39 protein-coding genes are annotated in these 25,511 nt (G+C 44.3%); 6 read left to right on the top strand and 33 right to left on the bottom strand.

All coding sequences use genetic code 11. The annotated features are described in order from the left end of the window. From HNQ56_RS21720 to HNQ56_RS21660, 13 genes are all read right to left on the bottom strand, one after another. The gene (locus HNQ56_RS21720; RefSeq protein WP_429150380.1) at positions 1–1,017 is read right to left on the bottom strand and encodes a baseplate J/gp47 family protein; all 1,017 of its coding nucleotides are present in this window, start codon (positions 1,015–1,017) and stop codon (positions 1–3) included. Beyond that, positions 1,010–1,399: a DUF2634 domain-containing protein gene (locus HNQ56_RS21715; protein WP_429150379.1), complete on the bottom strand. Its 390-nt coding sequence runs from the start codon at positions 1,397–1,399 to the stop codon at positions 1,010–1,012. Before HNQ56_RS21715 ends, HNQ56_RS21720 begins: the two co-directional genes overlap by 8 nt. Continuing rightward, a complete protein-coding gene (locus tag HNQ56_RS21710; protein ID WP_429150377.1) occupies positions 1,383–1,628 on the bottom strand; it encodes a DNA helicase in 246 nt (81 codons plus the stop codon). Before HNQ56_RS21710 ends, HNQ56_RS21715 begins: the two co-directional genes overlap by 17 nt. Further along, positions 1,625–2,566 carry an XkdQ/YqbQ family protein gene (locus HNQ56_RS21705; RefSeq protein ID WP_429150376.1) on the bottom strand — a complete coding sequence of 314 codons (942 nt, stop codon included), beginning with the start codon at positions 2,564–2,566 and terminating at the stop codon, positions 1,625–1,627. Before HNQ56_RS21705 ends, HNQ56_RS21710 begins: the two co-directional genes overlap by 4 nt. Beyond that, positions 2,563–3,444, bottom strand: a complete 882-nt coding sequence (locus tag HNQ56_RS21700) for a LysM peptidoglycan-binding domain-containing protein (RefSeq protein ID WP_429150374.1) — start codon at positions 3,442–3,444, stop codon at positions 2,563–2,565. The genes HNQ56_RS21705 and HNQ56_RS21700 overlap by 4 nt, the downstream gene beginning before the upstream one ends. Beyond that, the gene (locus HNQ56_RS21695; RefSeq protein WP_429150373.1) at positions 3,444–5,324 is read right to left on the bottom strand and encodes a tape measure protein; all 1,881 of its coding nucleotides are present in this window, start codon (positions 5,322–5,324) and stop codon (positions 3,444–3,446) included. Before HNQ56_RS21695 ends, HNQ56_RS21700 begins: the two co-directional genes overlap by 1 nt. After that, positions 5,324–5,488 (bottom strand): hypothetical protein, encoded by a 165-nt coding sequence (locus HNQ56_RS21690; RefSeq protein ID WP_429150372.1) that lies wholly within the window; start codon positions 5,486–5,488, stop codon positions 5,324–5,326. The genes HNQ56_RS21695 and HNQ56_RS21690 overlap by 1 nt, the downstream gene beginning before the upstream one ends. 41 nt (positions 5,489–5,529) lie before the next feature. Further along, positions 5,530–5,931, bottom strand: a complete 402-nt coding sequence (locus HNQ56_RS21685) for a phage tail assembly chaperone (protein WP_429150370.1) — start codon at positions 5,929–5,931, stop codon at positions 5,530–5,532. Between the two features lie 57 nt (positions 5,932–5,988). Then, on the bottom strand, positions 5,989–6,459 hold the full coding sequence (locus tag HNQ56_RS21680) for a phage tail tube protein (RefSeq protein ID WP_429150368.1): 471 nt from the start codon (positions 6,457–6,459) through the stop codon (positions 5,989–5,991). Positions 6,460–6,477: 18 nt separating this feature from the next. Then, entirely contained in the window at positions 6,478–7,530 is a 1,053-nt protein-coding gene (locus tag HNQ56_RS21675; RefSeq protein ID WP_429150366.1) for a phage tail sheath C-terminal domain-containing protein, read from the bottom strand. Positions 7,531–7,545: 15 nt separating this feature from the next. After that, the gene (locus tag HNQ56_RS21670; RefSeq protein ID WP_429150364.1) at positions 7,546–8,073 is read right to left on the bottom strand and encodes a phage tail terminator family protein; all 528 of its coding nucleotides are present in this window, start codon (positions 8,071–8,073) and stop codon (positions 7,546–7,548) included. A 40-nt stretch (positions 8,074–8,113) separates the two neighbouring features. Next, on the bottom strand, positions 8,114–8,527 hold the full coding sequence (locus HNQ56_RS21665) for a DUF1492 domain-containing protein (protein WP_429150363.1): 414 nt from the start codon (positions 8,525–8,527) through the stop codon (positions 8,114–8,116). An 84-nt stretch (positions 8,528–8,611) separates the two neighbouring features. Then, positions 8,612–8,818, bottom strand: coding sequence for a DNA-binding protein (locus HNQ56_RS21660; protein ID WP_429150361.1), 207 nt, complete (start codon positions 8,816–8,818; stop codon positions 8,612–8,614). Positions 8,819–9,053: 235 nt separating this feature from the next. Between HNQ56_RS21660 and HNQ56_RS21655 the strand changes: the two genes are divergently transcribed. From HNQ56_RS21655 to HNQ56_RS21630, 6 genes are all read left to right on the top strand, one after another. After that, the gene (locus HNQ56_RS21655; RefSeq protein WP_429150359.1) at positions 9,054–9,353 is read left to right on the top strand and encodes a helix-turn-helix domain-containing protein; all 300 of its coding nucleotides are present in this window, start codon (positions 9,054–9,056) and stop codon (positions 9,351–9,353) included. 16 nt (positions 9,354–9,369) lie between these two features. After that, the gene (locus HNQ56_RS21650; protein ID WP_429150357.1) at positions 9,370–10,065 is read left to right on the top strand and encodes an ImmA/IrrE family metallo-endopeptidase; all 696 of its coding nucleotides are present in this window, start codon (positions 9,370–9,372) and stop codon (positions 10,063–10,065) included. An 86-nt stretch (positions 10,066–10,151) separates the two neighbouring features. Then, entirely contained in the window at positions 10,152–10,589 is a 438-nt protein-coding gene (locus tag HNQ56_RS21645; RefSeq protein ID WP_429150355.1) for a TM2 domain-containing protein, read from the top strand. Between the two features lie 168 nt (positions 10,590–10,757). Then, the gene (locus HNQ56_RS21640; protein WP_429150354.1) at positions 10,758–11,144 is read left to right on the top strand and encodes a hypothetical protein; all 387 of its coding nucleotides are present in this window, start codon (positions 10,758–10,760) and stop codon (positions 11,142–11,144) included. Next, a complete protein-coding gene (locus HNQ56_RS21635; protein WP_429150352.1) occupies positions 11,119–11,907 on the top strand; it encodes a class I SAM-dependent methyltransferase in 789 nt (262 codons plus the stop codon). Before HNQ56_RS21640 ends, HNQ56_RS21635 begins: the two co-directional genes overlap by 26 nt. A 22-nt stretch (positions 11,908–11,929) precedes the next feature. Beyond that, positions 11,930–12,517, top strand: a complete 588-nt coding sequence (locus tag HNQ56_RS21630) for a TetR/AcrR family transcriptional regulator (protein WP_429150350.1) — start codon at positions 11,930–11,932, stop codon at positions 12,515–12,517. Between the two features lie 199 nt (positions 12,518–12,716). Here the strand turns inward: HNQ56_RS21630 and HNQ56_RS21625 are convergent, their stop codons facing one another. From HNQ56_RS21625 to HNQ56_RS21530, 20 genes are all read right to left on the bottom strand, one after another. Further along, positions 12,717–13,244 carry a DUF3267 domain-containing protein gene (locus HNQ56_RS21625; protein WP_429150348.1) on the bottom strand — a complete coding sequence of 176 codons (528 nt, stop codon included), beginning with the start codon at positions 13,242–13,244 and terminating at the stop codon, positions 12,717–12,719. A 327-nt stretch (positions 13,245–13,571) separates the two neighbouring features. Next, positions 13,572–14,942 carry a serpin family protein gene (locus HNQ56_RS21620; RefSeq protein ID WP_429150346.1) on the bottom strand — a complete coding sequence of 457 codons (1,371 nt, stop codon included), beginning with the start codon at positions 14,940–14,942 and terminating at the stop codon, positions 13,572–13,574. Beyond that, positions 14,939–15,493, bottom strand: a complete 555-nt coding sequence (locus HNQ56_RS21615) for an RNA polymerase sigma factor (RefSeq protein WP_429150344.1) — start codon at positions 15,491–15,493, stop codon at positions 14,939–14,941. The genes HNQ56_RS21620 and HNQ56_RS21615 overlap by 4 nt, the downstream gene beginning before the upstream one ends. Positions 15,494–15,927: 434 nt before the next feature. After that, on the bottom strand, positions 15,928–16,962 hold the full coding sequence (locus tag HNQ56_RS21610; RefSeq protein ID WP_429150342.1) for a P63C domain-containing protein: 1,035 nt from the start codon (positions 16,960–16,962) through the stop codon (positions 15,928–15,930). Positions 16,963–17,124: 162 nt separating this feature from the next. Continuing rightward, complete coding sequence (locus HNQ56_RS21605) at positions 17,125–17,301, bottom strand: hypothetical protein (protein ID WP_429150340.1); 177 nt, start codon at positions 17,299–17,301, stop codon at positions 17,125–17,127. After that, complete coding sequence (locus HNQ56_RS21600; RefSeq protein WP_429150338.1) at positions 17,288–18,178, bottom strand: sigma-70 family RNA polymerase sigma factor; 891 nt, start codon at positions 18,176–18,178, stop codon at positions 17,288–17,290. The genes HNQ56_RS21605 and HNQ56_RS21600 overlap by 14 nt, the downstream gene beginning before the upstream one ends. A 435-nt stretch (positions 18,179–18,613) precedes the next feature. Then, the gene (locus HNQ56_RS21595) at positions 18,614–18,790 is read right to left on the bottom strand and encodes a hypothetical protein (protein WP_429150336.1); all 177 of its coding nucleotides are present in this window, start codon (positions 18,788–18,790) and stop codon (positions 18,614–18,616) included. A gap of 48 nt (positions 18,791–18,838) precedes the next feature. Next, complete coding sequence (locus HNQ56_RS21590; protein WP_429150335.1) at positions 18,839–19,078, bottom strand: hypothetical protein; 240 nt, start codon at positions 19,076–19,078, stop codon at positions 18,839–18,841. A 56-nt stretch (positions 19,079–19,134) separates the two neighbouring features. Further along, entirely contained in the window at positions 19,135–19,770 is a 636-nt protein-coding gene (locus HNQ56_RS21585) for a hypothetical protein (RefSeq protein WP_429150333.1), read from the bottom strand. Between the two features lie 15 nt (positions 19,771–19,785). After that, complete coding sequence (locus HNQ56_RS21580; protein WP_429150332.1) at positions 19,786–20,139, bottom strand: hypothetical protein; 354 nt, start codon at positions 20,137–20,139, stop codon at positions 19,786–19,788. Position 20,140: 1 nt separating this feature from the next. Beyond that, positions 20,141–20,761, bottom strand: coding sequence for a DUF4417 domain-containing protein (locus HNQ56_RS21575; protein WP_429150330.1), 621 nt, complete (start codon positions 20,759–20,761; stop codon positions 20,141–20,143). 507 nt (positions 20,762–21,268) lie between these two features. Further along, positions 21,269–21,430, bottom strand: coding sequence for a hypothetical protein (locus HNQ56_RS21570; protein ID WP_429150329.1), 162 nt, complete (start codon positions 21,428–21,430; stop codon positions 21,269–21,271). Further along, positions 21,427–21,621, bottom strand: coding sequence for a hypothetical protein (locus HNQ56_RS21565; RefSeq protein WP_429150327.1), 195 nt, complete (start codon positions 21,619–21,621; stop codon positions 21,427–21,429). Before HNQ56_RS21565 ends, HNQ56_RS21570 begins: the two co-directional genes overlap by 4 nt. Continuing rightward, the gene (locus HNQ56_RS21560; protein WP_429150325.1) at positions 21,618–22,034 is read right to left on the bottom strand and encodes a hypothetical protein; all 417 of its coding nucleotides are present in this window, start codon (positions 22,032–22,034) and stop codon (positions 21,618–21,620) included. Before HNQ56_RS21560 ends, HNQ56_RS21565 begins: the two co-directional genes overlap by 4 nt. Then, positions 22,031–22,225, bottom strand: coding sequence for a hypothetical protein (locus HNQ56_RS21555; RefSeq protein WP_429150324.1), 195 nt, complete (start codon positions 22,223–22,225; stop codon positions 22,031–22,033). The genes HNQ56_RS21560 and HNQ56_RS21555 overlap by 4 nt, the downstream gene beginning before the upstream one ends. 132 nt (positions 22,226–22,357) lie before the next feature. Beyond that, the gene (locus tag HNQ56_RS21550; protein ID WP_429150323.1) at positions 22,358–22,528 is read right to left on the bottom strand and encodes a hypothetical protein; all 171 of its coding nucleotides are present in this window, start codon (positions 22,526–22,528) and stop codon (positions 22,358–22,360) included. After that, positions 22,525–22,746 (bottom strand): hypothetical protein, encoded by a 222-nt coding sequence (locus HNQ56_RS21545; protein ID WP_429150322.1) that lies wholly within the window; start codon positions 22,744–22,746, stop codon positions 22,525–22,527. Before HNQ56_RS21545 ends, HNQ56_RS21550 begins: the two co-directional genes overlap by 4 nt. A gap of 113 nt (positions 22,747–22,859) precedes the next feature. Next, positions 22,860–24,776, bottom strand: a complete 1,917-nt coding sequence (locus tag HNQ56_RS21540) for a bifunctional DNA primase/polymerase (RefSeq protein ID WP_429150321.1) — start codon at positions 24,774–24,776, stop codon at positions 22,860–22,862. An 18-nt stretch (positions 24,777–24,794) separates the two neighbouring features. After that, the gene (locus HNQ56_RS21535; protein WP_429150319.1) at positions 24,795–25,235 is read right to left on the bottom strand and encodes a hypothetical protein; all 441 of its coding nucleotides are present in this window, start codon (positions 25,233–25,235) and stop codon (positions 24,795–24,797) included. Positions 25,236–25,238: 3 nt separating this feature from the next. Next, positions 25,239–25,406, bottom strand: a complete 168-nt coding sequence (locus HNQ56_RS21530) for a hypothetical protein (RefSeq protein ID WP_429150317.1) — start codon at positions 25,404–25,406, stop codon at positions 25,239–25,241. Positions 25,407–25,511 lie beyond the last annotated feature (105 nt).

Raw genomic sequence — 25,511 nt, 5'->3', positions numbered from 1 at the left:
TCACACCTCCGTCAGCGTTATCGCGCCGCAGATCGGCACTTTATTATCATCTATCACAATATTTTCGTTACTTCCGTTGACCTGCAGAGCATCATAATCCTTAACCCCCGCAGTTGACAGCAACAAGCTTCCTATCCTTGCATAACTTATACTGTAAACCTCAAATACCGTATCCTTCAGATAGGCTGTTAAGCTTTCTTCAAAAGCTGTTTTAACTGCTTCCAAGGTTTTTGTACCATCAAGGATCACATTTGCGGATATCCCGACTGCAAAGCCTGCCGGATTCTCTACCGTAACAGTAGCGCCTGCCGGTCGGACTGTCTCAATAAAATTGAAAACTTTATCCGGGAGATTTTCATCAATACTCATGTTTTCATCTACCACCAGTACTTTTACCGTTCCGGGACCATCCCATAAAGGATATACCCTGGCATCACCGCAGCCAGGCACCTTCAGAGCCCAATTCCGGTAATCGTATTTATTGCCGCTGCTGCCTGCAGATTGTACTTTATTATAAAACCTCACTCTTAATGCCTCATCCGTTTCTTCATTTTCCCCGGAAGACAGGATGTCCGTCAACTCGGCGGTTATTCCAGATACATTATCAATACTCTCAAGCACACCTGAGTAAGTATTACCAATCTCTCCAATCTGCTCACAGGCTGCACTGTAGACATTTTCAGAGAGCAGCTCCGTAATAGTATATATTACATCATTGACAGCCCACCGTGTTCCGATATTAATCGGATCGGTTGTTTCAACTTTACGGATGGCATAGGTAGCTTCTTTTCTGGTAAGTCCCTGATCCGCCGCTACCCTGTCTAAATATACGCCAACCGCAGTATCACCCGATACCAGATCCATAAAGGTATCCAGATAGAAATACATCTCTGCCAGATGATAAGCCGCAGGGGCCAGGGCATCATAAATCACGCTCCCCTCCCGCTTATCAACATCACTTACTACACGGCTGAGCATATCCTCTAAAATCACCTCATAAGTAAAAGCTTCAAACATTGGTTCTCACCTCCTTGGTTATATTCATACTTCCAAAAACGCTGGTTACATTAAAACTGCATAGCAGCTGGTCTCCTCTTGAGGAAAATATAAAATTTTCTACTTCTGTAATTCTTTCATCATAAAGCAAACACTCACAAATCCGTCGTTTCAGTTCAATCTTGACATATGCAGGATCCTTCCCGATTAAATCCTCCAGCTCAATTCCATAAGAAAAGCCGTATATCGGATACTCATACTTTTCCGTATTCAGCACCTTATATACAGCTTGCTGTAAGGCCTCCAATCCATCCGTATGGCCTTGGATTTTGCCGGCAGACAGTTTATATGTCCTAGATGTTTCTATCTCTTCGGACAACTCAAGATCAGTTGTCAGGCTCATCATTCATCACCTCCAGAATGTAAAACACTTTCCCTCCATGATCCCGAAGCAGCCGGACCTTCTGACCGGCTGCAATGGAATGTTTCAGATTACCGGTTATGAGCTCCAAGGGAAGAATGAGTTTATCACTTATTTGGATGCCATCTCTTGTCACCGTACCGGTAATCAAGCAGCAAAGCTTAGCATTGTTTATATAGTTCTGTATAATCGTTTTAATCTCGTTTATCATATCCTCACCTCAATCGACATTTTGTAAACCGGCAAAAAATCATGAGTCACTGACTGCACGATCAGCCATCCATTCAGCCCAATATCGCCTATCATCCCCCTTATGCTGCAGCCTGCCCGGATATTCGTATCACCCAGGCAGTCCATAGATAAGGTTTCATATTCCCGGCTATAAAGCTTCAGGAGCATATCCGCTTTCGACTTCATCTTTGCCGTACTAATGTTTTTATCCAGCACCTCAAAGTATTGCAGCACCCCGTACTTAACAATGGCGCGGTTATCTTCCGCAATATACACCTCTCTCCTTCCGGTGCTCTCATTATCGCTCACCAGCTTAATGGCATTGTATGTCGTATCGTCAATAGACTTCTCATAGCTGTAATCATAGCAAAGACTTTCGTCGCCAAGAATCAGATTCAAACGGTAGTTTTCTAAATCCCGCACACATACCTTGCCGTATTCATCCCGAAGCATGTACCACTTTCCCTTATTCTGCAAGGTCTCCAGAATATCTTCATATATGATATCCAGCCATGTCTTATCATCTTTCGGCTCTGTGGCCAACATGTATTGAGTGTCTGCAAGTTCACCAACGGTCAGTCCGAGACGCCGGCACATCTTTTTCGCATGACTGGAAATGGTTTCACCCTTGGATATGATTGTGTCCTTGGCCTTGGCATACCGGAGCTGATCATAAGCCGTGACCGACACCTCTCCCTTGGTATTCCAGCCAAGCTTAAATACAACTCCGTAAAACTTGAGATTGTCATAGATAAATCGGACAATGGTGCCATTGGTGAGTGCCGGACTGTTATTAACACAGGTGAATTCCAGCTTGCTGCAACCGTCATTCAGCTTATCTGTGAAGGATATCCGGCTGACCAACTCTGTTATATCAAAAACTCCGGCTTCGGTTTCAATAGCCATTTCAATTTTCACCAGAAGATTCCACCTCCAAATGCGTGCAAACGTTTACTAGCATAATTGCCGCTCTGATACCCTTGAATATTTAATCCGGCCTGTTGGAATGCGGTTTGGGTTGTGTTTGTTTTGACTCTTTCCGCTTTAGTCTCTTTTTTCTCCGTCGGTAACGGAGCTGAATATTTAGAGAACTCACTTTCTGCAGGAATTTTTAATTTCCAGCCAACATTAATCAAACTGGGATTCTTTATTTTGTCTTTATTGGCATTGTAAATAATATTGCATTTGCTCCCATCCCCATACTGTTTCTTAGCAATGGACCAAAGACTGTCTCCTGCCTTCACTACATAATATCCGGTACTCTTGGGAGTAACCGCCTCGGTTATCACCTTCTTACTTTTCTTTGCCTTCGATGTACCTGATACAGCAGACCGGGTATAGATGATTTCATCAGCCGGTTTTTTGCTATAATTCTTGTATTCCAGGAGCTTGAATTTAACGTATTTATCACCTTCTTCCCCTGCCTTTTCAACAATAGAAAGCTCCTCAATCAGCACCATGGTATTGATGCTTTCTATTAGGCCGGGGCCGTCTTCTAATCTGGCGGCAATAAACTGGACTGCCTCCAGCTTATTGCGCCATTTTTCAAATCGGGAAAGATAAAACTCAGCGTCTTTAAATTCATTCGATGTTGTAACATAATGATAAGCAGTACAGGGAAGCTCCGTTTCAAAGGAGTATTCCGCCAGTTCCATATTTACCGGAACCGCGATCTGTCCCTGCCTCAGCACCTCATACTTTTCCACTGCCAAGGCAGAGGATATCTCAATTTCCTCCGGATTGACCGGAAGCTTATAAATTGTTCTGTTACGCTTAAACCATACCGCATAACTCATTAAAACACCCCCTCTGCTGCAACTGCAATCTCTTCACGCATCATCTGTTCCAGGGTTCCCTTTAGTTTTGCCATGTCAGCTGTTTCATGTACATCACCAAAGGAGATCTGTACATTGGGTGCCAGGGTTGCTGTGCTGAATTTATTGATATATTCACGCTCAGCTATGTCTCTGAGATATTTTAAATCCTCTGTCGCCATATTCACATCTACTTTGCCGCCACTGCCAAAACCTTTAACCACCGTGGGATTAGATGCGGTTCCTTTATCATCCTTCTGTGTAAATTGGTCCGTAAGACCCTTGATTTTCTCAGAAAGATCGGAATAAACACTTTTTCCTACCGATTCCCCCTTATTCCACGATTCTTTGTAATCCATCCTCTTTATCCCGAAGGATTCCGCCGTCCAATTTTTATTATCAATTAGTTTCTGATAGTTTTCATCCGGTGCACGTTTGGCCACATATTTATCAGCCATATTTTTAAGGTCCGTTCTCCATCCTGATACCGTCTCCCCAAGATTACTCCCAAATACGGCATCAATGGTGTTGGCTATCGCTTCAATTATACCTAATACGGTGTCTGCCATACCCTGGAATAAGTATACGATGGAAGACACCGGGTTGCTGAATACGTTACCGATAAAATTTGCCAAATTGATAAATGGATTAACTATAAAATTAAGTATGCCTAAAAGAAATTCAAACAGTCCGACAAATAGATTCCATATGCCTGCTACCGCTACACCGACTACGCCGCCAATAAATCCAAAGATGTCCTCAAATGTCACTCCCATGGACATAAGGGCATTAATAATAAGGAGAATCGTGCCTATTACGGCAAGAATCGGGGTATTCATAGACCACCATAGCGCTACATGGGCGATCAAAACAGTAATAGCTGCCATCAGATATCCAATCAGCTGAAATATGAGAAACATTCCAATAGCCAGCAAAATTGATCTTATAATCGGCCAATTTCCAACCAGAAAATCAATTAATCCGCCAACTGCAAGTGACAGAATATTCAGGCCTGTAATAACAATATTAATCACATCCATAAATGCCGGTGAATTAATAAACGTGCTTATTTTTTCGATTATAGGACCGAATGCCTTTAAGGCAGCATTTTTAATTTTATTCCACACTTCACCAAAGGTCATGTCCATCGCTTCAAACTGACCATTGATCTCATTACTCATGCCAAACATAGCATTTTTTATTATATCCGCGGTGATAACTCCATCCGAGGCCAATTTTTTCACTTCACTTCCAGACTTACCCATGTATTTGGAAACCGCTTCAAAAACCAAAGGTACCTTTTCTGCTATTGAACTAAACTGATCCCCTGTTAATGTTCCTTTTCCCATTGTCTGAGACAACTGCATCATTGCCCCACCCTGTTCCGCCTCGCTGACACCGCCGATTTTCATTGATTTTTGAACCAGCTCAACAAACGCTATCGCTTCATCATTAGTGGGGAAAGCATCTTCTGCAGTCATGCCAAGCTGTTTTACTGAAGCAGCCATACTGGCATAGGATCCATTCGCCCTATCTGCCGCCGCGAATACCTTATCCTGCAGTTCCGCCTGTGTTTGCGATCCATCGTTGATGGATTCCAGTCCGGCCGCGGTATTCATATATGCATCGGCTATTTTCATATATTGTTTCGCTATGCCCATACCCGCCTTAAGAACTTTTTTTAGGCCCGCACTGGCTGAAGCCGCTTTGTCGCCCGTTTTACCAAGATTTATGTTCAGGTTATCAACAGCCATACTGGTCTGTGATATTTCATAGGTTGCAATATTAGTACTTTGTATCACTTGATTTATCGTTTCTGAATATCCATCATATAATCTAAGTGCTGCATCTAATGTGGCCATTATCTTCTTCCTCCTTTCGGCTTAATCTTTGCTGCCTGCTTCTTTTCATCCTCCACACGAAGCATGATGCTTGCATAAATAAAAGCCCTTTCCTTATCATCAATCGGATCCATGATTGTACCGTTCCCTGTCAGTACCTTGGGCCGTATGTGCAGCTTCTGCAAGGCAAAGTGAGCCAGATTTGACTCAGCATCACCTTGCAGTATCAGTTTTTTGCTTCGTCAATATCCTCATTGATATCTTTATCGAGTCCGCTCAGCACCTGCACCGCCTGGGCCAATTCCGCATATTCCCCTACATACAGCATTTTCTGAAGCAGGGATGACTCTCCGATCACTCCATATGCCTTTTGCAGCTCTGCGTTCGCCAAATCAGGATACACTACTGCCGCTGCGGTTAAAGCAGAAATATATTCCGCACGGTCAAAGGTATCTGCGCCCTTCTTATCTTTTTTGCTATACTTTTTAATCAGGAATTTGTTTTCTTCCTGGGTAACCGGCCTGATAACAAAGGGGATCGGCTTACCGTCCTCAATAAAACGATTTGATATAATAACTTCCTGGTTCTCGACCTGTACCGGATGTAAAAATGCATTTAATGTACTCATAATTTCCTCCTTTAAAAAGGGAGCCGCAAGGGCTCCCTTATATGAATGATCTAAAGATTATCTAAAATTTTCAGGTAATGCAAATGAACTCAAAGACTCAATGCCGTCAAAGGTAAAATCTGTATCAAATGTGAGCGGATCATCCGAACTGTCATCGAGGGCAGCTATCGGCACCGTATTCAGGATACAGTTATACAATACCACTTCCTGCGCTCCCACCGTGGACTGTACATCTTCATTTTTCACCTTAAGAGTAATTCCTGTATACCCTTTTCCCCCCAGATATGCCAGAGCCTGATGAAGCAACTGGCTGTTAGCAAAGTACATGGTCAGACTGCCGCTTCCTTCCACACCGACAACCTTATGCTGTGTCATGCGGCTGCCAAGCATACGCTTTGCTGTTACCGTGTATTCCAGCTGCGCCTTAAGGCTGGACAGCTCAAACAGAGGCCGGACCGTTCCGTCAATGGTAATATAGGCCGTGCCCTCAGCCGCGTTTAATGTATCAGATAATTTTGTAAATGCCATAATGTGTCATCCTCCTTCCTAAGACAAATTTACGGTAATGTAAATCTTTTCGACGCTGTCAACCGGCTGGATATAGCAGTTAATGGCAACCGAGTCACTGCCGGTTCCGGCATTCACCATAACATCATCCGCCGTAAAATTCTGTATAGCCGACATCCCCTGCAGAGCATTAAAATACTCAATCAGGCTGCTTCTCAGCAAGGAGCGTCCGTCAGCATTATTGTTTACCTTACCGACATAATTACTTTCAAAAATAGTCGTAATGTCATTGTTGATCCCGTCAATGGTTCTTATTACGCGGTTTTTCCGGAAGGCTTCATTCTTATCCACCGAAAAGGTTGTCAATGAATTAATATCATATACAACTGTTACATTCTGGGCACTGTCAACCTTAAAGATAAACTCGCCGGAGGATATGGCTGTCTCCATCTCGGATTTGGTCATCCTGGGAACAACGTCCACCGCTCCTGTGTAGCTCTTGCCGGTATTGCTCTGGCTTATGCCTGCCCCTGCCGCAGCTCCTGCGACCCACGCTGATGTCTGCTCTGCTGTCAGCGTTGTCCCATTCGCTAATTTCACGCCGCACGTCACATTAATGCATGCTTCATTATCGCCTTCAAAATTTGAAGTAACATACTGCATCTTGACCCCTTCATCGCCGCGCATGGCGTTAATCCAGGTCATAATGAGCTCCTGCTCGTCATAATGCTCCACCGTCCCATAAGGATAGCAAAGTACGTTAAACTGTACTGTTTTAAGAGCTGCCAGCGCCCTTTCCACTGTTTCGCTGCTATGCGGCGCTGCTTGTCCAAGATTGTATAAAATAACTGTTTTTGCATTCTTCAATGCTTCTCCGGCCAGCAGTCTGTCTGCCGCTGTTATTCCGGAGGGATACTGACTTGTGTCCGTAGCTGTGACTGCATACATCTCGCCCTCAGTGCCCGCACTCATCTCCTGCAAGAGGACAACGATGCCCCGCTCGCCCGGTGTAATGGACAATGGTGCATTTGTCAGAAAATTAATGTATGCACCGGGAAGTATTTTGTTTTGACTGGTCCATGTTCCTGCCATGTTTCACCCTTCTTTCTATAAATTTGTGTTTGTTTCCTTCTTCCGCATCAAGATCTCGTCCGGAAGATCAATTTCAGAGTAACGAACTGTAAATTTCAGATGCAGCACGCCATCTATTACCTGTGCACTCTTTCCGGTTGCCCGGAAGGTTCTGAGGAGATTGAAACTCTGAAGGAGGTTCTCTTGCACAGCCCGGCAATCCCCTTTGATATCCTGGGGTCCCTTGTCGCTGTAATAGGCGACATCGAAGGCTGCCGTGCTGTCATTGCCGCAAATGCGCTTCCTGTAATCCTGAGCAGTCAGGATGATTAAAAAGGAAGGGACAACAAAGTCCTGCAAAATATCATCGGTATAGATCTTATACCCGGGATATAAATCTGCCAGCTTATCAGCAATGGCCTGTACAATATCACTTATCATATTCTTAATCATCCTTTCCATTTCTTTGGCCAACGCGCCTATCCGGCCGGTCTTCAGCGGGTTAGCCAGCCGCCGGTCTATCATACCCGGCAGTCTCCGGGAGGTCATCTGCTCTGCTTCCAACCTTCCTGTTTACACAATAACATATATGCTATGTGCCATTCTATGCCATCCTGAAATTGCTTAAGGCCTTGCCGTGCAGTCTATGTGTCTGTCTCCAGCTGTAACCGATCTCCTCACATATCTGTTCCCAGGTCTTGAATTCTATGTACCGCTTATGAAGAAGGCTGCCCTCAATCCCGTCTCCCATATCGGAAATCCGGTTTTCAATTTCAAGCTTTCTCTTCATACATTGCCCTCGTTCCCTGACTACCTTTGTGAATATTACTTCCATCCGTACCATAGCATCGGACAAATCCGTCTGCCTGCCTCCCTTAGGCATATCGGACAGCCGCTGCGCCTTAGCCGACTGCTCTGTTTCCCGGAGAGAACATAACTGTTCCTCCAGGGACTGGAGCTTTCTGCACAAGCTCTTATAACTGCAAAGATATTCCTTCTTTTCTTCGTTCTCCATCATCCGTCACCCTCCTATTTCATTTTAACAATTGACACCCATTTACAAATGTGATATGATCTTTTTAGAACATTTGTTCTGTTTGTGTTATGATTTTCTGGCAAACAGAAATCCTATATCATACTCCGGAAAATATACATTTTTTATTAATAATGCTTCATCAATCGAAAACCCTGCTTCAATATCACCCTTTGCCTTGTCAGAGACTGTTCTAAGCTGACATTTTAACAATTTCGCAATCTGGCTGTAAGTAATGTGCTTTCTATGCATGGCACTCATTAAATTTTCATACATTTTACACGCTCCTTTTCGTTGAAAGCATTTACGGTATCCCGCAATTCTTGATCTTAATATACTCGGTATTCCGTGAATTGTCAAGCATCAATTTTCGTAATTCCGCAAATTTGAATTGAATTAGTTTTCCTAATATGCGTATTTACGCAAATTATTCTTTACCTTTTTCGTAATCTCGTATATAATTACTTTATAGAACATAAGCGAGGTGTAGAAATTGGAAAAGGCGAAGATTTTGGAACAGTTAATTAAAGAAAGCGGCATGAGCGTCAGGGCTTTTGCAGAAAAATGCGGACTTCCGGAAAGCACCGTATATACCATTCTGAAAAAAGGTGCTGGAAAAGCCAATGTAAATAACGTAATAGCAATGTGCAAGGCTTTAGGCATTACCGTCGAGCAGCTGGACGAGATGTCACAGGGTATCTCCCCGGAAGAACCTACCTATGAGGATCTGCAGTATCTGATAGCCAGAAATGGAAAGAACCTCTCAACGGAGGAGAAGATGAAGCTTATCAAGATGTTATCCGAACTATAAAGGGGCTTTGCTTTATATGGACCACGAATACATAAAATTTACTACACTGAAGGTATTTGAGGAATGTGCCGTTCATTCCTTCCCCATTAACTGCCTTGCTGTCCTTAAGCATTATCAGATCAGCGTATACCCCTATTCGTCCCTGGAGGATGCTCTGCGTGAATATTGCATCAGCTATAGCGACGACGCCTTGAACTATAAGGGGAAGCTTTGTTATAACGATCGGATGCCCGAAGGCAGAAGACGATTTACCCTGATGCATGAGCTTGGGCATATCGTCTTGAACCATGGCGAAGCCCCCTCTTTCGAGCAGGAAAAGGAGGCAGATTTTTTTGCAAGTCATTTTCTGGCTCCCAGGATGGCTATACATTATGCGGGATGCAAGAACCAGAACGATGTTGCGAAGACATTCCATATCTCCCAGGAGGCTGCCCAATATGCCTTTGATGATTACCGCCGCTGGTACCGCAGAACAGTTTCTCATAAAATGACTGTATTTGATAAGGCTCTGTATACTCATTTCTATAATGAGGATGCAAAATGTTTTGTACACAATGTCCATCCGTGTGCTTACTGCGATGCCCCGATATACAACTCGGATTATTATGTATGTGATAAATGTAACGCCCCCAATTTATCTTATATGGGGTATCAGCACTATCAGCCGGAGTTGATAGCGGCAGAAAGCAAATGGCTGTACGGGGGCTTGTAATTTTTTGTGGATATTTATTCCACAACCTGTTATAATATTGTAATCTGGAAACAATATTATATTTATAATATAAGGAGGTTATATTTATGAACTGTTCTCAACACCCGGAAAAGGAAGCATCGGGAACATGTACTTACTGCGGTAAGTTTTTCTGCCCTGATTGTCTGGTTGACGTCAAAGGGAGAAATTATTGCCGGGAGCATGTGTCGGAGGCTTTATCCATTCAACAGACTCAGCAACCCAATATCGTAATTAATAATGCCAATACAAACAGCAATATAAATACAAACAATAATGCTGCGCAAGGCTATATGGTCAGTCCCAAAAGCAGGCTTGTTTCATTGCTGTTGTGCCTCTTTCTTGGGGTAATCGGAGTACATAGATTTTATGCCGGAAAGATAGGAACCGGTATCTTATACCTCTTTACCGGCGGCTTGTTTGGTATTGGAGCTTTCGTTGATTTCCTATTAATTCTTCTTGGGAGTTTCAGAGATAGTTATGGATTGCCCATTAAGAACTGGTAATAAAAACAGAAGAAAGACCGGCCCCTGTCTGCTTGACAGGGGCTGATTTATTACCGGTTAAATTTTTTCTTTTCTTACAGCACTTTTCCCATTCTCTTGACATCTGTCAAATCAAGAATTATACTATATATACGAAATAATTTTTTTAGTATGTATGAGGCTTTCATAATGAAAAAAATCAATTCTATCGGTTACGGTCACAAGATACTATGCGGCGCAGGGGTTTGTCTCATTATTCTGCCGGTAATCTTTCATTTGCTTTCGGCAATGACAGGACAAATGCAGCTTCAACTCTTGGCAAAAGGGTTTCTGGTATTAGGATTTATCATTCTTCTATTTCTTTTTCTTTTGCTCCGAATTGAGTTTTACCAGGACAAGAAAATAGATCAATACTATAGTGCCAACTCCCGCTCTCGCCTGCCGTTAAAAAATGGTTTGTTCGAATGCCAGACCTGCGGAAATAATCAGGTTAAACCGGAGCAGAGAAGCTGTGCTGTCTGCGGCATAAATTTTAAGAATTGGAGTGAAGATGATGGAAACAAAAAACTGCAGTAATTTACCGCCGATATCAGAAACCTTATTTATTCCTCTGGCCGCCCGCGCTGCCGAAACCGTGAGGGATAACCCTGTCATTTCAGACGAAAAATCTGCTGAGATTCTTAAGACAATGAATTTGGAGGATAAAATAACAGACGGCGGCCAGATCTCCACACTGGGCATCCTGGCGCGTACAAGAATTATTGATGATGAAGTAAAGCGTATTGTATCCCAATCTTCCAATGTCGCAATTATTAATCTGGGCGCAGGATTAGACACTCGGTTAGCCCGGATGGATAATGGTATTTTTAAATGGTACGATCTTGATTTGCCGGATGTGATTCAATTTCGAAGACAGTTCTTTTCTGAAAATGAACGTATCCGGTTTATCTCTAAATCGGTCTTAGATCCGGCATGGACAGAGGAAATCTCTCTTCCCGATGACAGCACCGTCATCATTATTGCAGAGGGTCTGCTTATGTATTTTACAGAGGAAGAGGTATCACAAATACTTACGCTTTTAGCAAATCGTTTTCCCGGGGCCCATATGTTTTTCGATATTGTTCACAGCTACTTTATTAATAAGAAAATAAGCAGTACATTTTTGTGGGGAATTGACAGCGCCAAAGAGATCGAGAAGCTGCATTCCGGTATTGAATTAATCCGGTCATGGAGCGCCGGAAATCTTTTGAAAGAGCGTCAGCCCATGCTTCTCAGATTACTGAATGTCTTGCCTGCAACCAGGAACAGAAGTCAGATTCTGCACATTCGATTTAAATAGCAGCATACATGGAGGTGGTTACATGCCGCGTTTCAGCGAAAATGAAAAGGAAAGAATATCCGATAAACTCCTTACTGAGGGTGAAAGGCTTTTTACAATACACGGAATCAAAAAGGTAACAATTGATGATCTGACAGAAGCCGTGGGAATTGCGAAAGCTTCCTTTTATACCTTTTATGAAAGTAAGGAATATCTGTATTTAGACATCGTCCAGAACATACAGCAGAAAATATTTAAAGAACTGGATACTATTTTAGATGCCAACTCAAATTTACCGGACGAAGACCGTATCCTGCAGGTATTTGAGGCTATGAACAAGAAGATGCTGCAATATCCGATTCTGGCCCGTATGGATACGGCAACCGTAGAGTTGATTGCCCGGAAGGTCTCAAGGGAACGGCTTTCCGCCTTCCAGGGACAAAATTTTGATGCTGCTCAATCATTGTATCATCACGGTGTACGCTTTTCCTGCGATATTCAGAAGGTATCCTATGCATTTCAGGCGATTTACCATAGCTGGATGTATCTGCATGATAAAGGCGAGGAAATACAAGCCTCTGTAACCGATATTCTTCTGCGCGGTGTTATCAGCCAAATTATTGCCCGGTAGTGAAAATCAGAATTTCGATTAGAAGAGGCCGATGCAAAAGTGTGTGGTATGTGACAACATATCCTGAGGATGGAGTGTGAAATATCTGTAAAATCAAATCCTCTATGAGGAGGCAGTTAAGACTCTCTCCCAAGGCACCGTCATATATAGTAAATAAAATTTGCTTTGCAATGGCCTCTCTTATACTACTGTCTAAAAATTATTTTGCTTTTGAATACACGGTCATAGACACACCCATATCCTGTATTAATATATCCTCCGGCAATTTTCGCATTATCGCGGAGACATATAAGTCTCCTGCTGCCCCTGACAGATTAGTTATCTGTATATAAAATATGAACCAGAACCAATCTGCCCCTCCAAGGATATTCGCCAGGATAAGTATACTCCCCAGCAAAACCACAGGAGCCAGCGCAATAATCATGTAATGCTTTTTATTAAAAAAAGCCTCACTTCCGGCATAAGCATATAACCCGTTAAATCCATACTTTGCACGAATTCCGCTAAACTTCTTCATAAAAAAGCCATGAACGGCCTCATGAGCCAGCAGGTAGAATATAAGAAGCGGGATAACCAGGGGAAATATAAAGACCTCCCCGCTTTCATTCCGTACTATTCTCGCAAATTCCTTCGTGAGAGGCATAAATACATTGGCAATTAATATCATCATAGCCGCTATGATTAACGCAAGCCCATTGACCAGTAAAGCCTCCTTTTTATTCTTCATTAAATCAATTTTCCTTATTTCTGAATATCCTTCCGGTAAACTAACCATGTCCGTCTCTCCTCTGCAAATAGTACTATTCATCATTTTAAAACAAGTTCTGCTAACTTGCAATATTTGTTTATCGTCATAACGCTGGAGGATTTTAGAAATAACTTGTAAGCGGTATGAATATACTCAATACCCGCCCGGTATGGAGCGGAAACGGGATAAAATGGAGCTTGAGATATAATCCTGATATACGCAGGGAGGGCAGCCGGCTTAACACACTGGCTGCCCTCCCTTGCGGTTCAGCTTCGCTTTCACTGTACTCAAACAGGCTCCGCTGCCTTATTCTGCAGTAGGATTTTCACATATGCCAACAAATAACAGTGTACCGTCAGACGCGGTAATCCCATAAATGAACGGGCGGTTCAAAATCATATCGGCTCTGTCCTTGGGCAGTGCGGCGCCAACATAGTCAATCCTTGTAAAAGCTGCCGCCTCAACACCGTTTTCATCAACGCCGATATGGGTTTCCTGGCTGATATTCGTTATAAAGGCCATTTGCCGGGTAATGCCCGAAAAATCCGCATCCGGCTCAAAGGCTGCCTTCACGCCAAAGCTTTGCAGGGTCTCCGCCAAATTAAACTTTGACCCGAAACTGAATTTGGGAATTTGCCACACGACCTCTCCATGCCCATCCTCTCCCTCCTCAAAGGCTTCTCTCATTTTCTCCTGGGAGGATAACAGTTCCCGCGGGGAAACTCCCTCATCGGGAAGGATAAAAATCATGCGCCCCGCATTTTTCAAGCTGAGACCGGAACGGGTGAACCCCTCCCCTTTTGTAAAGCCCGCCGAAGCATACTTCCGGTTCATGAAATCACAGCTCACCCCGGCAGAGTCCGGCAGGTAGAATATATCCTCCGCCGTTTTTGACTTGTCAAACCGGTCGATCCATTCATCATAGAAATAAACCGTATTGAGGATGGAAAGAACCTGCTCAGGATCAACCTTCACCTCCGGTTTAAGCACGCCGTGCGTCTGATCCGCTATCCATTTCCCCATGGACTGGGCTGTTTTCGTATCGGAAAAGTCCACGCTGAAGGATTGAGCGTAGAAATTCTCGGCTGCATTTTTTATAAAGTCATTTTCCCATTTGATGCTTTGGTCCATCCATAGGGAATTGCCGATTTTCAGCTTCCCTATTTTGTTATCGGTATACAGCCAGCGGTAGAGATTTCCGCACTGTACGGAAAGCATGGCCTGATCCTGCACCCCTAACAGGGAAAGCAGCTCCTCCGCCGTTTTCCCTTTTGCCCCCGTTGCCGCCATCGCCAACGCATAATACAGGGACAACGGAGAATAATTCGTATTTCCGCTGCTGTCCGAAAGGATTTGTGCCGAGGTTTTATAGGAAAATTCATTCAGCACCTCAAAAAAGCCTTCCTCCACCGGATTGCTGTCTATGATGGCCCGCTTTGTTTCGATGTCATCAAAAGCATATGCCTGGGGGAACTTCACATCAAGCAGCGCGCCTTCTGTTTTTCTGCCGAATCGCGGGAAAATGGAGACAGCCACAATAAATAAAGCCAGGCAAGCTGCAATCATCACCGGCCTTTTCCAAGCGTTCCATTCCCTCCTAAGCTTTGTTCTGCCTGCCTCCTCTATCAGGTCATTCGGCACATCTGTAATAGCGTCAAACAGCTTTTTTGCTTTCATAATAAAATACCCTCCTTCTCAAGAGCCAGCTTCAGTTTTTCCCGCAAGCGATGCATCCGGCCGGCCAGCTTGTTAGGCGTGGTGCCGCATTCCTTCGCAAGGCTTTTCAGGCTTTGCCCAAACCAATATCGGCGCAGAAATAAAACACGGTCGTCCTGAGCCAGCGAATATAACCACTCCGCTATAAATTCCGACAACTCATTTGCCTCCATTTCCTTTTCCACGGAACAGGCGGATGGAATGCACTCCGACAGCTCTGTTATAAGCAGATTTACTCCTCCGCGCTTTTTCGCATGACTTGCATACCAGCAGTTGATGGATATATTGCGTGTGATTCGTCCCAAATATGCCGCAAGGCTGTTGGGCTTTTGCGGAGGCATGGTATTCCAGGCCTTCAGGTAGGTGTCATTTACACATTCATCACTATCTTCATGGTTTTGCACAACGCTAAAGGAAATTCCTTTCAGCATCCGCCCGTATTTCGCGTTGCTCTCACTGACTGCCGATTGATCCCGGCTCCAGTATAAATCAATAATTTCAACATCCTCCATAGTATCCCCTCCCTCGCTCAAATATAAGAAGCCCTCACTTATATAGACAGTATTTTTTGAACAATATTCGTTTTCAAAACTTTTTTCAAGATAAATATCCGTAAGACGAGAAACGCCGTGAAGCATATCGCTTCACGGCGTTCCCCGCAAGAGCTTACCCATACATCGCTGTATAAGTAAAGCCTTGAATTGTAAGGCTTTCCATAACAGCTCCCCAAGGGACTCGAACCCTCGACCTACGCATTACGAATACTGAAAATAGCTTTTTACGATATACTGCCATATTTCATAGTATCTCGCAAAGGCTTGTAAATCAAGGCCTTCATGAGTTCATATTTAATTATTATTTCCCAATTCATCATAAAATTTTATATCATTTGAGGTTTGTGTCCGTTGGAAGTCCGTTTTCCTGTTTCGTTCTAAAAAATCATCTATCATGTCAATAATTCGTCCAAATTCATTTCAAGTTGCTCATTAGTATCCTCTAAAGGTTCCGTAATACCATATGATCGTCTAAATACCGTATCAAAATCATTCCATGAATCAAAGCCTCGCATCATAGCCATACTTGTCGAGATTTGTGATTTTAGCTGTATATAACCGTATTCTTCAGTTAAATGCTGAAAGTGTCTATGCTTCCTATAATTTTTATTCTGCACATATGGATTTAACCTTTTAAGTTCCTTCACAACTTCTTCTGGCAATCTGTCATACACAAGATAGTTTGTTAATTTACCAGCATATGGCGTTTTTAGCCTACCTTTATAATCCCATCCTTTTAATCTAAACATCTCTTTATAAAATTCATCTGGAAATGTTTTTATCCATGGTAACAACTCTTGGGATACAAATAATGCAAGAAGCTTTTGAAGCGCTTCTTTTTCTCTATCTGCCTGATATCCTGTCGCTTCATCGATTAACGCTATTATCCCGACCTTAGCCAATGATCTCATTAATATTTCAGCGCTCTGTGCTTTAACTAATTGACTAGGCTTTAGAGCCCCCTCTTCTCGTGCTTTAAGCCATACATCACATACTGCTGGTAACACTAATGCATTATATCCTCTTATTTCACGCTTGCCATCTAAGTAATTTATCATATGAGCTCCACTAAGAAGATCATCTGATATGTAGGGCTTGAGGGATTCAGAAGCTAAGAAAATTGGCAATTGAACACTAACTTTTTCTGACATTTTCTTTCTATTCGCCGCCCCAGATCTAGTTTTTAGTATTGCCTTGGTTATGCTAGTTTCACTTAAGACTCTTGTGCCATCTTCAAGTACTGCACATGGTACAGTTATCTCTCCGATATCTAACTTGCCTTTGTGCGTCACTTTTAATAATTGATTATTCAAAATCCTTCCTCCCTGTTCAATAATTTCCTTTATTATACACCATGTCCCATTTTTCTGCAACAAAAAGACACCTGCCGGAGCAAGTGCCTGATCTGACGTCAGAATACTATTCATTTATATGCTGCCGGTAAACGGCTATGTTATCCGAATTGTTGCATAAAACCCCAGTGTCGGTATTGACTGCATAGGGTTCAACATTATGTCGATGGTGGGCAGCAAAATACCGTATACCGTCATGGGAATCTCCATATCGGAAGATAATACCACTTAATCAGTTCACTCTTCATGCAAGAGGAATGATAGCTCCACCCCCATCACTTCCCCAATCCGGTATGTCAGCCGGTCACCCCAGAGCCTGTTCTGCTTCTTTCTATGTGCGTTATCGCACACCCTCTGGATAGCCTCCCCGGCCGTCCTGTCTATGTAATACTCATGATTTCTATACACTGCCATATCTCCTCATGTCCTCCTCGTTCCTGATCGCTATGCTCTCCACTATGGAAGTGCCAGTATTTCTGAAACTGCTCATACTGCCCCGGTACCCCCTGGCATAGTTGACCTCAAACCTCTCCTCCAGATGCCTGGTTATCCTTGACCTCCTGAGCTTCCTTAATGCGCTGCCTTCTATCTGCCTGGCCATATCCCTGGACTTCCCGATCTGTCCCCCTGTTTGCTCTAAAGTCAGTCCCCTCCGGAACCTGGCCGTAATAACAGTGTTCTCCTCCTGGGTAACATTATCCTTCACGATCTGCCACAGCTCCGCCCTCTTGCTCCGCTCGATCATGCCATCTACAATGTCATTCTCCAGGTCAACGCTGTAATCCCTTACCGTGTCCCCCAACTCCAGCTCCTCGGTACCAGGAAGGTATTCGTCAAGGCTCTGGATCCGGTCAGCACAGACGGCTTTCTTGACCTCTTCCAATGCTTTCTTGCTTATGTTGAGGTAATAGCATAATTCACGGTCTGCCGGTTTCCTCCCCAGCTCCTGCAGGAAGGCTTCCATTACCCTGTGATATTTCCGGATATTGCCCTGCATGGCTACAGGGATCCTGATACAGCGCCCATTGTTTTCAAGATATCTCTGAACCGCCTGCCTGATCCAGTATGTAGCATACGACATGAACTTCACTCCTGCTGTGTCCTCATAGCGCTTCACAGCCTCATACAGCCCAAAATAGGCTTCCTGGAGTAAGTCATCCATTTCATCCCTATAGGCATATTTACGGACAATCTGGAAGATCAGGCGGTAATTCTGTTGGTAAAGCTGCTCTATATTGTTTCCAGGATCAATCCCGTGTTGGATCTGATCCACTAATTCCTCGTTGGTCATAATACCTCTCCCCTATATAAATTAATGATACAGGTTTACAACTACCAGACACCACATAAACCGAAAAACTCTATCGATACCAGGATTTACGAGGGCTGTATCTGTATCATTTTGTAACATTTCTAAGGCCCTATGTGTTAAGTTTTGCAAGGTTAGTAACTGTTAGTCTTTTCGCACACGCTCCCGAGTAGCGCCGGCGCTACTACCGGTCAGAGATTTCTGCTAAAGCTTTACGGGTAGTGCCTTTTTCTCCGTTGTGACCAATTGGTCTAAACGGAAGATCATTCCCTTTTTCTACACCAAACGGATCCACTGTCATGAAACAGTCCAGCCGGCGCGACTGGATCCGAAGTCCGTAGATTTTCGCTGGCGAAAATGGCTTATACGCATAGGATTAAGTTGCGATATCGCAACTGCTGGCGCCGGCATCAGTGATTATCTCATCTCTCTGAGCAGCTGCTCCAGCTCTGCAATCTTCTTCTCCTGCTCATCAATCCGGATAGCCCCCAGGACGGCATTACAGGCCAGAATGATGCTGTTTGCTGACTTGACATCCATTTCCCCATTAGCGACCATGTTAGACACCCTCACTAGAGTTCGCCTTACCTCCATAGGAGTATTCAGTTTTAGCCTGATCTTAGCTGCCATATCATCACCTACCTATTCCAGCAGATCGCCCGATCCGTACCGTGGGGCGCTTATAAGCGCATACATGAACTGGTCCCATTCGTGAGAAGGCTTTCCTGGTGCCCTGTAGTTGGCAGCACTTAAATAATCCAGAAGCTCTTCATAGCCCTTCCCTATATACGGATTACTTACCATTAACCCTCTGACCCCGCCCGGATCAAGCTGCTTCCGTGCCTGGCTGATCAGCTTATCTATATTCTTAATAGCTCTCACTCCTTATCAGAAAATCCCCATACACCCGGTTATGAGCATATGGGGCCATATTACTGCTATAGTAACGATAAATCATCATTCAGTCGGGTGTTTACAAACTCAGCCATGCTGTCCATTGCCAATGATACCGAATTGTTACCCAGGAAGGGATCTCCGGTGCTGGATCCTACTGCTGACATTCCGGGATTAATATGTAGATCAACATTCCCCTTCAACTGTCCCAGGAGCCGCTTGTTATACTCCCTGTTATCAGCCGGGATAAGCCCTGCAAACTCCATAGCCTGGTCATGCTTCGAGATCAGGTTCTTGATTGTGGCCATAGCATTGAAATCATCCCTGTAAGTATCAATGATATTCTGCATATCGTCCCTGTCACGGATCGCCCCGGACTCCAGCATCTTCAGCACATTGGCAAGGCCCAGCTGATACCCGGCATCAGAAAGCCTCCCGGCGCTGTTGGCCTTCCATTTCTCCTGTAAAGCAGCCAGGCCTCCGTCAATATACTCCACGGCCTTATCATGATAGAGCTGCACCGTAGGCTTGAATTCCTCCATTAGCTTATTAATGGCCTGCTCCTTACCGGTATCGGTGTATGCGCTGCTCTGTCTGATTTCATTCAGCTTCACCTGCAGGCTGTTATACCGGTCCTTGAATTCTCCAAATAACTTGATTAAATTTACTTTCTTACTCATAATCTCTCTTCTCCTTTAAATTCTTTTTAGTATTGACTTATAATCCTTCTCCATCTTTGCCCTGCTCATCTTTTGATTCGCCAGGGTCTTAGCTGCCTGGTAGGGATCCCGTCCACCAAAGCTTATACCGCTTTTGCCGCTGGCATAAAAATGCCCTGCTGCTTTTTCAAGCTCTGAGCGTAATTGCTTATCACTCATCTTCTTGACCGGTGTTTTTGGTGGAGTATATGGTTTTTGTGTGCTTCCTCCGCCACCTACACCAGCGGAGGAACGGCTTGATCCCGCTCTTTTCCCTGATGAAGCCGGAGCGGAACCGCCTACACCGCCCGTTGTACTGCTCTTCCCGCTGCTGCTCCCCCTTCCTCCCATCCTATTCGCCTTCCTTTCTCACAAACTTCTCTTGAAAACTGCTGATTGTTACTATTTCACCTGTAACATCCGCCGGAACCGTTCCATGGAATACTACCTTTTCTGGTGTAAGCTTTCTCATCATCTCGATATACCCCCGTATAAACCGTTCCGTATCATCTTTGTTCTTCATACATCCAACACTACTGACGGCTACCGTACATCCGGACGGTATTCCATCAAAACACCAGGAATAGCTGCTCTCGTCACTCCAGGACACGGTAGGGATCACCGTAATGCCGAAGGCCTGGCAGTAGGCTCCTATCCATTGTTTCTTGTAGTGGTTATATATCTGCATTGCCTTCGGCATATCCATGTACAGGCTGTAATCCGGTGTACAGATACATTCAAAGCGCTTGAACATGGGTATGTATCGGTCCGGCATATCCCATAATCTATGGAACTGGTAATCATGCAGGAAGAAATGAATTCCCTTTCCTTCGGGATCCCGACAGCTCTTTGCATAATTGAACGGTATGAATGCATTAGTCTCTAATTTCTCCGGACGCAGCATGGGAAAGCCATATTCCCCGGCACCCGTGAAATTAAGTTTATTCCAGTTTTCTGAATCCCTTTGAAACATCCCGGTATTCCTCCCTTCAAACAAATCCTCTTCCCTTCTTATGAGTAAGAGCCTTTTAACCTCATGCTCAGGAGCCTGGAGCATCTATGACAAAACAGGAAAGGAGGATTCGAATAAACGAAAAAGACGCAGGAACAACCGGAGCTTAACTCCTGATCATTCCCACGTCTTGTAATAAGACTTCCAGCGCATCGGCTGGAGGTACTATCTATTCATTTATTCTAAGCTTATTATACCACCTATGCCAGGGTATCGCAATAGATTTTCTTTAGATGCCCGGCTTTACAGCTATTTCTACATGTCAATATCGTGCTATAAAACCGGGGTTAGAGTATCCTTTTCGTGAAGGAAAGTGGAGGTTACTTTTTAGCTTTCAACTCAATGTAGGCCTTCTTAAAACCATTATGCTCCCTTTCGGAAACCTTTACCCTCTTAACTGGCTGTAGCCTCTTCACAACCTCATCCAGGAATGCCGGGTTATTATAAGATACCTTGATATTGTTCTTGTCAGCTATGCCGATCAGCTCCCTTCCTCACCTTCGGCTGGTACATGCTGCCCATGATATAAAGATACCGGCCACACTCCGGGCAGTGATCCCGATCCAGAGAATGATATGTACCACATTTCAGGCACTTCCGGGAAGTATTAATCATCAGTGTTCTGCTCATGGCTGCACCTCCTGCCGCCTGGCCTGTTCCTTCCTTACATCCTGGAGAAAGAGCTGACATGCCGGGGTATCGATTCCCTTCCTGTTCATCCCCTGCAGGAAGCTGCACTCCGTCTCCTTTAATGCGTCCAGTGGCATTACTGCCAGGAGCTTTCTAATAGATGGTGCTATGTCCTTTGCCGCTCCGCTCATGGCTGCACCTTCTTCCTGCGTGCCCGCTCCGCTCTCTCGCCCTGGATATAACCCCAGTTATAGGCTCTTGTTAGGACGAATACTCCACCATATTCATCCGTAGCATTGATTGCCTTAAGGATGTCTTCTTGCTCCCAGAATGCCTTACTGTTGTCTATCAGCTTGAATTCAGTAGCATATTGCTGCCTAATCTCCTGCCGCCGGTTACGTCTTTTCTGTTCTGCTTCTCTCTCTGCCTTGCGCATTTCCTCCTCAGCTTGTCTTCTTGTAACGGCTGCCCCCTGCTGAAGCTGCTCCGGTGTGACTTGCAGGCATTCCGGATCATGCACTAATTCTTCCAAAAACTCATGGACTTTATCTATCCCTGTTTCATTTAGGCAATGCAAAAGCTTAATACTTTCCACCATGCTCATGGCTGCACCTCCTGTCTATGCTCTTTGCCCTGTGCCATCACATAGCCTAATTTAAATGCATCATTAATGCAGCCATATCTTGATCTATCATTCTTCGCAATAATTGCACTTGCCTGGCTCACGCTGATGCTTTCATCGTTAAGGCTTATATTGTCAATTTCCATTAAAAGCTCCTCGAATACATAACTCATATGTAAATCTGCTCCTTTCTACTTGCGCCGGAGCTTCACCTGTGATAGATTTAAGATGTAATTCCGGCTTTGCTTGGTTGACGGGTTACATTGGCCTTTTCCGATGCGCCAACATTGGAAAGGGCTTTTCTCTTAATTCCCATAGACGGAAGCCACAACATTCAGATGTGATCTGCCCTGGAATGAATCCGTGATGCTATCCAGGATATCATTCAGCCGGTCCAACTGCTCATTTTGTCTTTGGATGCCTTCATTAATACCCTGCAGGGCCTCCAGGATGGATTTTAACAATTCATCGTTCATTCGGCATCCTCCATATACTTATCAAATAGACCTGTCATGTTTGAAACCATTACTGTGTCACCCATAACTGTTACACATACAGTAGCACCCAGTTCAGCTATTACATTCGCTAATGCCATTTCGTTCTTGGGCTTCTGTTTGTTCAATTCTTCGGCTATCATTCTGGCGGCCTTCTCACTGAAGCCTTTAAAGATTATACGGTCACATCCTGCTATCATAATTTTAATCTCTCCTTATTCTTAATAATGTTTCCACCTTTTCCACCATGTCCACCAAATTTCTAGAACCCTCATAAATAAAAGGGTTGATAAGTGGAAACGAACACTTTGTTCTACTCCACTTCTATTCCACTTTCTTGATTGGTGGAAACGGTGGGAATAGTTGAAATAGTTGAAACTGTGGAAACGGTGGAAACATTGCCCCCGACTACAACAAACGGATTATTTAACGTAAATTCATATTCATTTGTTTTGTTCGTAGAGGTCCTATGAAAATCAATGCAATCTATTTCTCTGAGCATTTCAGCAAATTCATTAATTCTCTGTCCCACCTGCTGAGCCTTATCATGGATATGTAACCCGAAGTACTGGCTTGCTTTTATGATTTCGCTTGCTGTCCCTTTCCAGCTACCCCCGTTCTGCTCCACAAGTTTCCTTATGGTTCCTACTATATGGCTGGCCTTATATTCCAGCTCTTTCCGCAACTGCTCCATGTCCTTGTGTGCGCCCAGCTTATTCCATTTGTAGTCAAACTTGCTAAACTTCATTTCATAGCACTGTTCTTCCAGATCACGGCCAGTTATGTAAAACCTTGCAACTTCATCCTCCCGTTTTTCTTTCCTGATGATCCAGGCTACGTCAATGGATCCCATCACCCCAGCTGATCCGGTAAGTTCATTGAATGGATCATCAGGGTGCTTCATCTTTGTGGTATGGGTTACAAGCACGATAGAGATATTCAACTCATCCGCCAGCGCTTTAATCATACCGTAGTCCTCATAATCCCTTTCATAATTATCCTTGATTTTGGTATTCCCGGGACGGATCCGCTTGAACACATCCACAACAACAACCTCTATATCTGGGCGATTCGTTTTCTCCCTTCTGAGCTGATCCTCAAATCCATTCCCTAACATTTCCGCCTTTGTTGCTATATACAAGTTGTCCGGTGCAGGCTGCCCTTTTAATATCTGCTCTAATCGGGTCTTGGGTCTCCGTCTGGTGCTCTCCAGGTCTAAATACAGACAACTGCACTTTTTCGTCTTAAATCCCAGGAAGTCAATCCCTTGGCAGATACTTAAGCACATATCAAGGCACATATAGCTTTTGAATGACTTCGGAGGAGCTCCCAGGACAATAAGCCCCAAGGGTAATAGCTTTTCAACTATGAACTTAAGCGGCGGAATATCCAATCCCTGCAGCTCCTTAGCTGTGATAATGTCAAGGTTACCTTTTGGCTTTACCGGCTTAAATATCCCCTTATCATATATGGTCTGATAATATGGGAAGTTACCATTCTCATATTTAAGGGCGCTGTTGACCAGCTTCTTGATCTCCTTATCTGACAACGGCGGCTGGCACTTCCTTTCATTCTCCTTTGATACTGCCGCCATGATTGCCTCACCGTCGAGCCCCCTGGCCTGCAAGCAACTGGCCATTTTGAACAGGGTATTGTTCCTTTTACCCTCTGGGATAATAACCGGAGAAGTGAAACTTTTCTGCTCCTCACTTTTTTGGTTTAGGAATGTAAGTACAATATCCGGTGCTTCCACAAGTTCAAATTCTTCCGGGGACTGCTCCCATTCATACCGCCTTCCGTTTGGGTGAATACTCGGCGGAGCTACTATATAACCGCCTTCACCACGAATATCAATTCCTTCCATGATTTTCACACGGTTATGAATTAGCTCTAAGCTCCAGTAAAATAAATGATAACCGCCTCTGCCGGTAATTGATTGCCAGGTATCCGGTAGCTTACCATGTACAGCTTCCCAACGTTTTAGAGTATCATAACCATTAATACCCTTGTCCTCGTCTATATCAAGATCTATAACGAGCAACCCTGCTGATATGTACCCGGTAGCAATACCGATATTGGCATTAGGATGCTTATCCCACCATGCATTAATCTGATTCTGATCCGTAGTGGCATCCTTGCAGCCGTTTTGTGTTAATGGCTTTTTATCTCTGGGCAGAAGCGGGAATACTGCCAATCCTTTATTCGCATAGGCAAGCGCCCATTGTTTCATTGTATATTCTTTTGTCACCTAATCACCTACCCGCCTAAGTCTCCCGTATTCCTTCTTTACCGGCTCCGGCTCTGCTTCCGGTAATCCGCTGTTCAGATATTCAATGAGCCTGTCCAGATTTACAAGGCATTTCCGGCCGGCATAGAATACCGGAACCTTCCCCTGCTTTATCAGTCCTCGCAGATAATACTCTGAAATACTGCTTTCCGGATCCTCCTGCTTGAAATACTCCAGCACCTGGGTAATAGTCCGCATCCGGGCGGGTACCTGGCTGCTCTTCGCTGGCTCCTGCTCCGGAAGCTTCTGTACCTTGGGTTCCTCCTGCTTCACTTCCCTCATGCAGATATCTGTTACTCCGTCCTGGCTTAACTGCCCTATGATAGTGAATGCCAGGAAGTCATTGGCTGCCGTTCTGGTGATCCTCTGTCCCCCGTTATTGCCGGTTATTATGTATTGCATCCTTTACGCCTCCTCTCTCTGTTCCATGGCCAGGTCAAGCAGCAACTGCCGATCTGCCGCCTCCATTATCTCATTGTGTCTCCGGATGAAATCCGGGCTTCCTATGCCCAGGCGTTGCCCTTCCTCTCGTATGAGCTGCTCCATCATCTGAGTACATTCCTGAATACTCATTGCACTGCTCCTTTCTTATTCGACGTCGAATAAACTTATTCAATATAGTTCTCCTGGCCTTCAGATCAGCCAATATCTAGATTTCCTTTTACCCTGGCAGAACTG

Source organism: Anaerotaenia torta (genome assembly GCF_050433395.1).
Taxonomy (GTDB): Bacteria; Bacillota; Clostridia; order Lachnospirales; family Lachnospiraceae; genus Mobilitalea; species Mobilitalea torta.
The sequence above is the reverse complement of the archived record's forward strand: the minus strand, read 5'-3'. Positions and strand labels throughout refer to the sequence as shown.

What these genes read in the sequence shown, in the direction of transcription:
- HNQ56_RS21720 (WP_429150380.1), bottom strand. Translation starts at nt 1,017, where the DNA reads ATGTTTGAAGCTTTTACTTATGAGGTGATTTTAGAGGATATGCTCAGC.
- HNQ56_RS21715 (WP_429150379.1), bottom strand. Translation starts at nt 1,399, where the DNA reads ATGAGCCTGACAACTGATCTTGAGTTGTCCGAAGAGATAGAAACATCT.
- HNQ56_RS21710 (WP_429150377.1), bottom strand. Translation starts at nt 1,628, where the DNA reads ATGATAAACGAGATTAAAACGATTATACAGAACTATATAAACAATGCT.
- HNQ56_RS21700 (WP_429150374.1), bottom strand. Translation starts at nt 3,444, where the DNA reads ATGAGTTATGCGGTATGGTTTAAGCGTAACAGAACAATTTATAAGCTT.
- HNQ56_RS21695 (WP_429150373.1), bottom strand. Translation starts at nt 5,324, where the DNA reads ATGGCCACATTAGATGCAGCACTTAGATTATATGATGGATATTCAGAA.
- HNQ56_RS21685 (WP_429150370.1), bottom strand. Translation starts at nt 5,931, where the DNA reads ATGAGTACATTAAATGCATTTTTACATCCGGTACAGGTCGAGAACCAG.
- HNQ56_RS21680 (WP_429150368.1), bottom strand. Translation starts at nt 6,459, where the DNA reads ATGGCATTTACAAAATTATCTGATACATTAAACGCGGCTGAGGGCACG.
- HNQ56_RS21675 (WP_429150366.1), bottom strand. Translation starts at nt 7,530, where the DNA reads ATGGCAGGAACATGGACCAGTCAAAACAAAATACTTCCCGGTGCATAC.
- HNQ56_RS21665 (WP_429150363.1), bottom strand. Translation starts at nt 8,527, where the DNA reads ATGATGGAGAACGAAGAAAAGAAGGAATATCTTTGCAGTTATAAGAGC.
- HNQ56_RS21660 (WP_429150361.1), bottom strand. Translation starts at nt 8,818, where the DNA reads ATGTATGAAAATTTAATGAGTGCCATGCATAGAAAGCACATTACTTAC.
- HNQ56_RS21650 (WP_429150357.1), top strand. Translation starts at nt 9,370, where the DNA reads ATGGACCACGAATACATAAAATTTACTACACTGAAGGTATTTGAGGAA.
- HNQ56_RS21645 (WP_429150355.1), top strand. Translation starts at nt 10,152, where the DNA reads ATGAACTGTTCTCAACACCCGGAAAAGGAAGCATCGGGAACATGTACT.
- HNQ56_RS21640 (WP_429150354.1), top strand. Translation starts at nt 10,758, where the DNA reads ATGAAAAAAATCAATTCTATCGGTTACGGTCACAAGATACTATGCGGC.
- HNQ56_RS21635 (WP_429150352.1), top strand. Translation starts at nt 11,119, where the DNA reads ATGATGGAAACAAAAAACTGCAGTAATTTACCGCCGATATCAGAAACC.
- HNQ56_RS21630 (WP_429150350.1), top strand. Translation starts at nt 11,930, where the DNA reads ATGCCGCGTTTCAGCGAAAATGAAAAGGAAAGAATATCCGATAAACTC.
- HNQ56_RS21625 (WP_429150348.1), bottom strand. Translation starts at nt 13,244, where the DNA reads ATGAAGAATAAAAAGGAGGCTTTACTGGTCAATGGGCTTGCGTTAATC.
- HNQ56_RS21620 (WP_429150346.1), bottom strand. Translation starts at nt 14,942, where the DNA reads ATGAAAGCAAAAAAGCTGTTTGACGCTATTACAGATGTGCCGAATGAC.
- HNQ56_RS21615 (WP_429150344.1), bottom strand. Translation starts at nt 15,493, where the DNA reads ATGGAGGATGTTGAAATTATTGATTTATACTGGAGCCGGGATCAATCG.
- HNQ56_RS21610 (WP_429150342.1), bottom strand. Translation starts at nt 16,962, where the DNA reads ATGAATAGTATTCTGACGTCAGATCAGGCACTTGCTCCGGCAGGTGTC.
- HNQ56_RS21605 (WP_429150340.1), bottom strand. Translation starts at nt 17,301, where the DNA reads ATGGCAGTGTATAGAAATCATGAGTATTACATAGACAGGACGGCCGGG.
- HNQ56_RS21600 (WP_429150338.1), bottom strand. Translation starts at nt 18,178, where the DNA reads ATGACCAACGAGGAATTAGTGGATCAGATCCAACACGGGATTGATCCT.
- HNQ56_RS21595 (WP_429150336.1), bottom strand. Translation starts at nt 18,790, where the DNA reads ATGGAGGTAAGGCGAACTCTAGTGAGGGTGTCTAACATGGTCGCTAAT.
- HNQ56_RS21585 (WP_429150333.1), bottom strand. Translation starts at nt 19,770, where the DNA reads ATGAGTAAGAAAGTAAATTTAATCAAGTTATTTGGAGAATTCAAGGAC.
- HNQ56_RS21580 (WP_429150332.1), bottom strand. Translation starts at nt 20,139, where the DNA reads ATGGGAGGAAGGGGGAGCAGCAGCGGGAAGAGCAGTACAACGGGCGGT.
- HNQ56_RS21575 (WP_429150330.1), bottom strand. Translation starts at nt 20,761, where the DNA reads ATGTTTCAAAGGGATTCAGAAAACTGGAATAAACTTAATTTCACGGGT.
- HNQ56_RS21570 (WP_429150329.1), bottom strand. Translation starts at nt 21,430, where the DNA reads ATGAGCAGAACACTGATGATTAATACTTCCCGGAAGTGCCTGAAATGT.
- HNQ56_RS21565 (WP_429150327.1), bottom strand. Translation starts at nt 21,621, where the DNA reads ATGAGCGGAGCGGCAAAGGACATAGCACCATCTATTAGAAAGCTCCTG.
- HNQ56_RS21560 (WP_429150325.1), bottom strand. Translation starts at nt 22,034, where the DNA reads ATGAGCATGGTGGAAAGTATTAAGCTTTTGCATTGCCTAAATGAAACA.
- HNQ56_RS21555 (WP_429150324.1), bottom strand. Translation starts at nt 22,225, where the DNA reads ATGAGTTATGTATTCGAGGAGCTTTTAATGGAAATTGACAATATAAGC.
- HNQ56_RS21550 (WP_429150323.1), bottom strand. Translation starts at nt 22,528, where the DNA reads ATGAACGATGAATTGTTAAAATCCATCCTGGAGGCCCTGCAGGGTATT.
- HNQ56_RS21545 (WP_429150322.1), bottom strand. Translation starts at nt 22,746, where the DNA reads ATGATAGCAGGATGTGACCGTATAATCTTTAAAGGCTTCAGTGAGAAG.
- HNQ56_RS21540 (WP_429150321.1), bottom strand. Translation starts at nt 24,776, where the DNA reads ATGAAACAATGGGCGCTTGCCTATGCGAATAAAGGATTGGCAGTATTC.
- HNQ56_RS21535 (WP_429150319.1), bottom strand. Translation starts at nt 25,235, where the DNA reads ATGCAATACATAATAACCGGCAATAACGGGGGACAGAGGATCACCAGA.
- HNQ56_RS21530 (WP_429150317.1), bottom strand. Translation starts at nt 25,406, where the DNA reads ATGAGTATTCAGGAATGTACTCAGATGATGGAGCAGCTCATACGAGAG.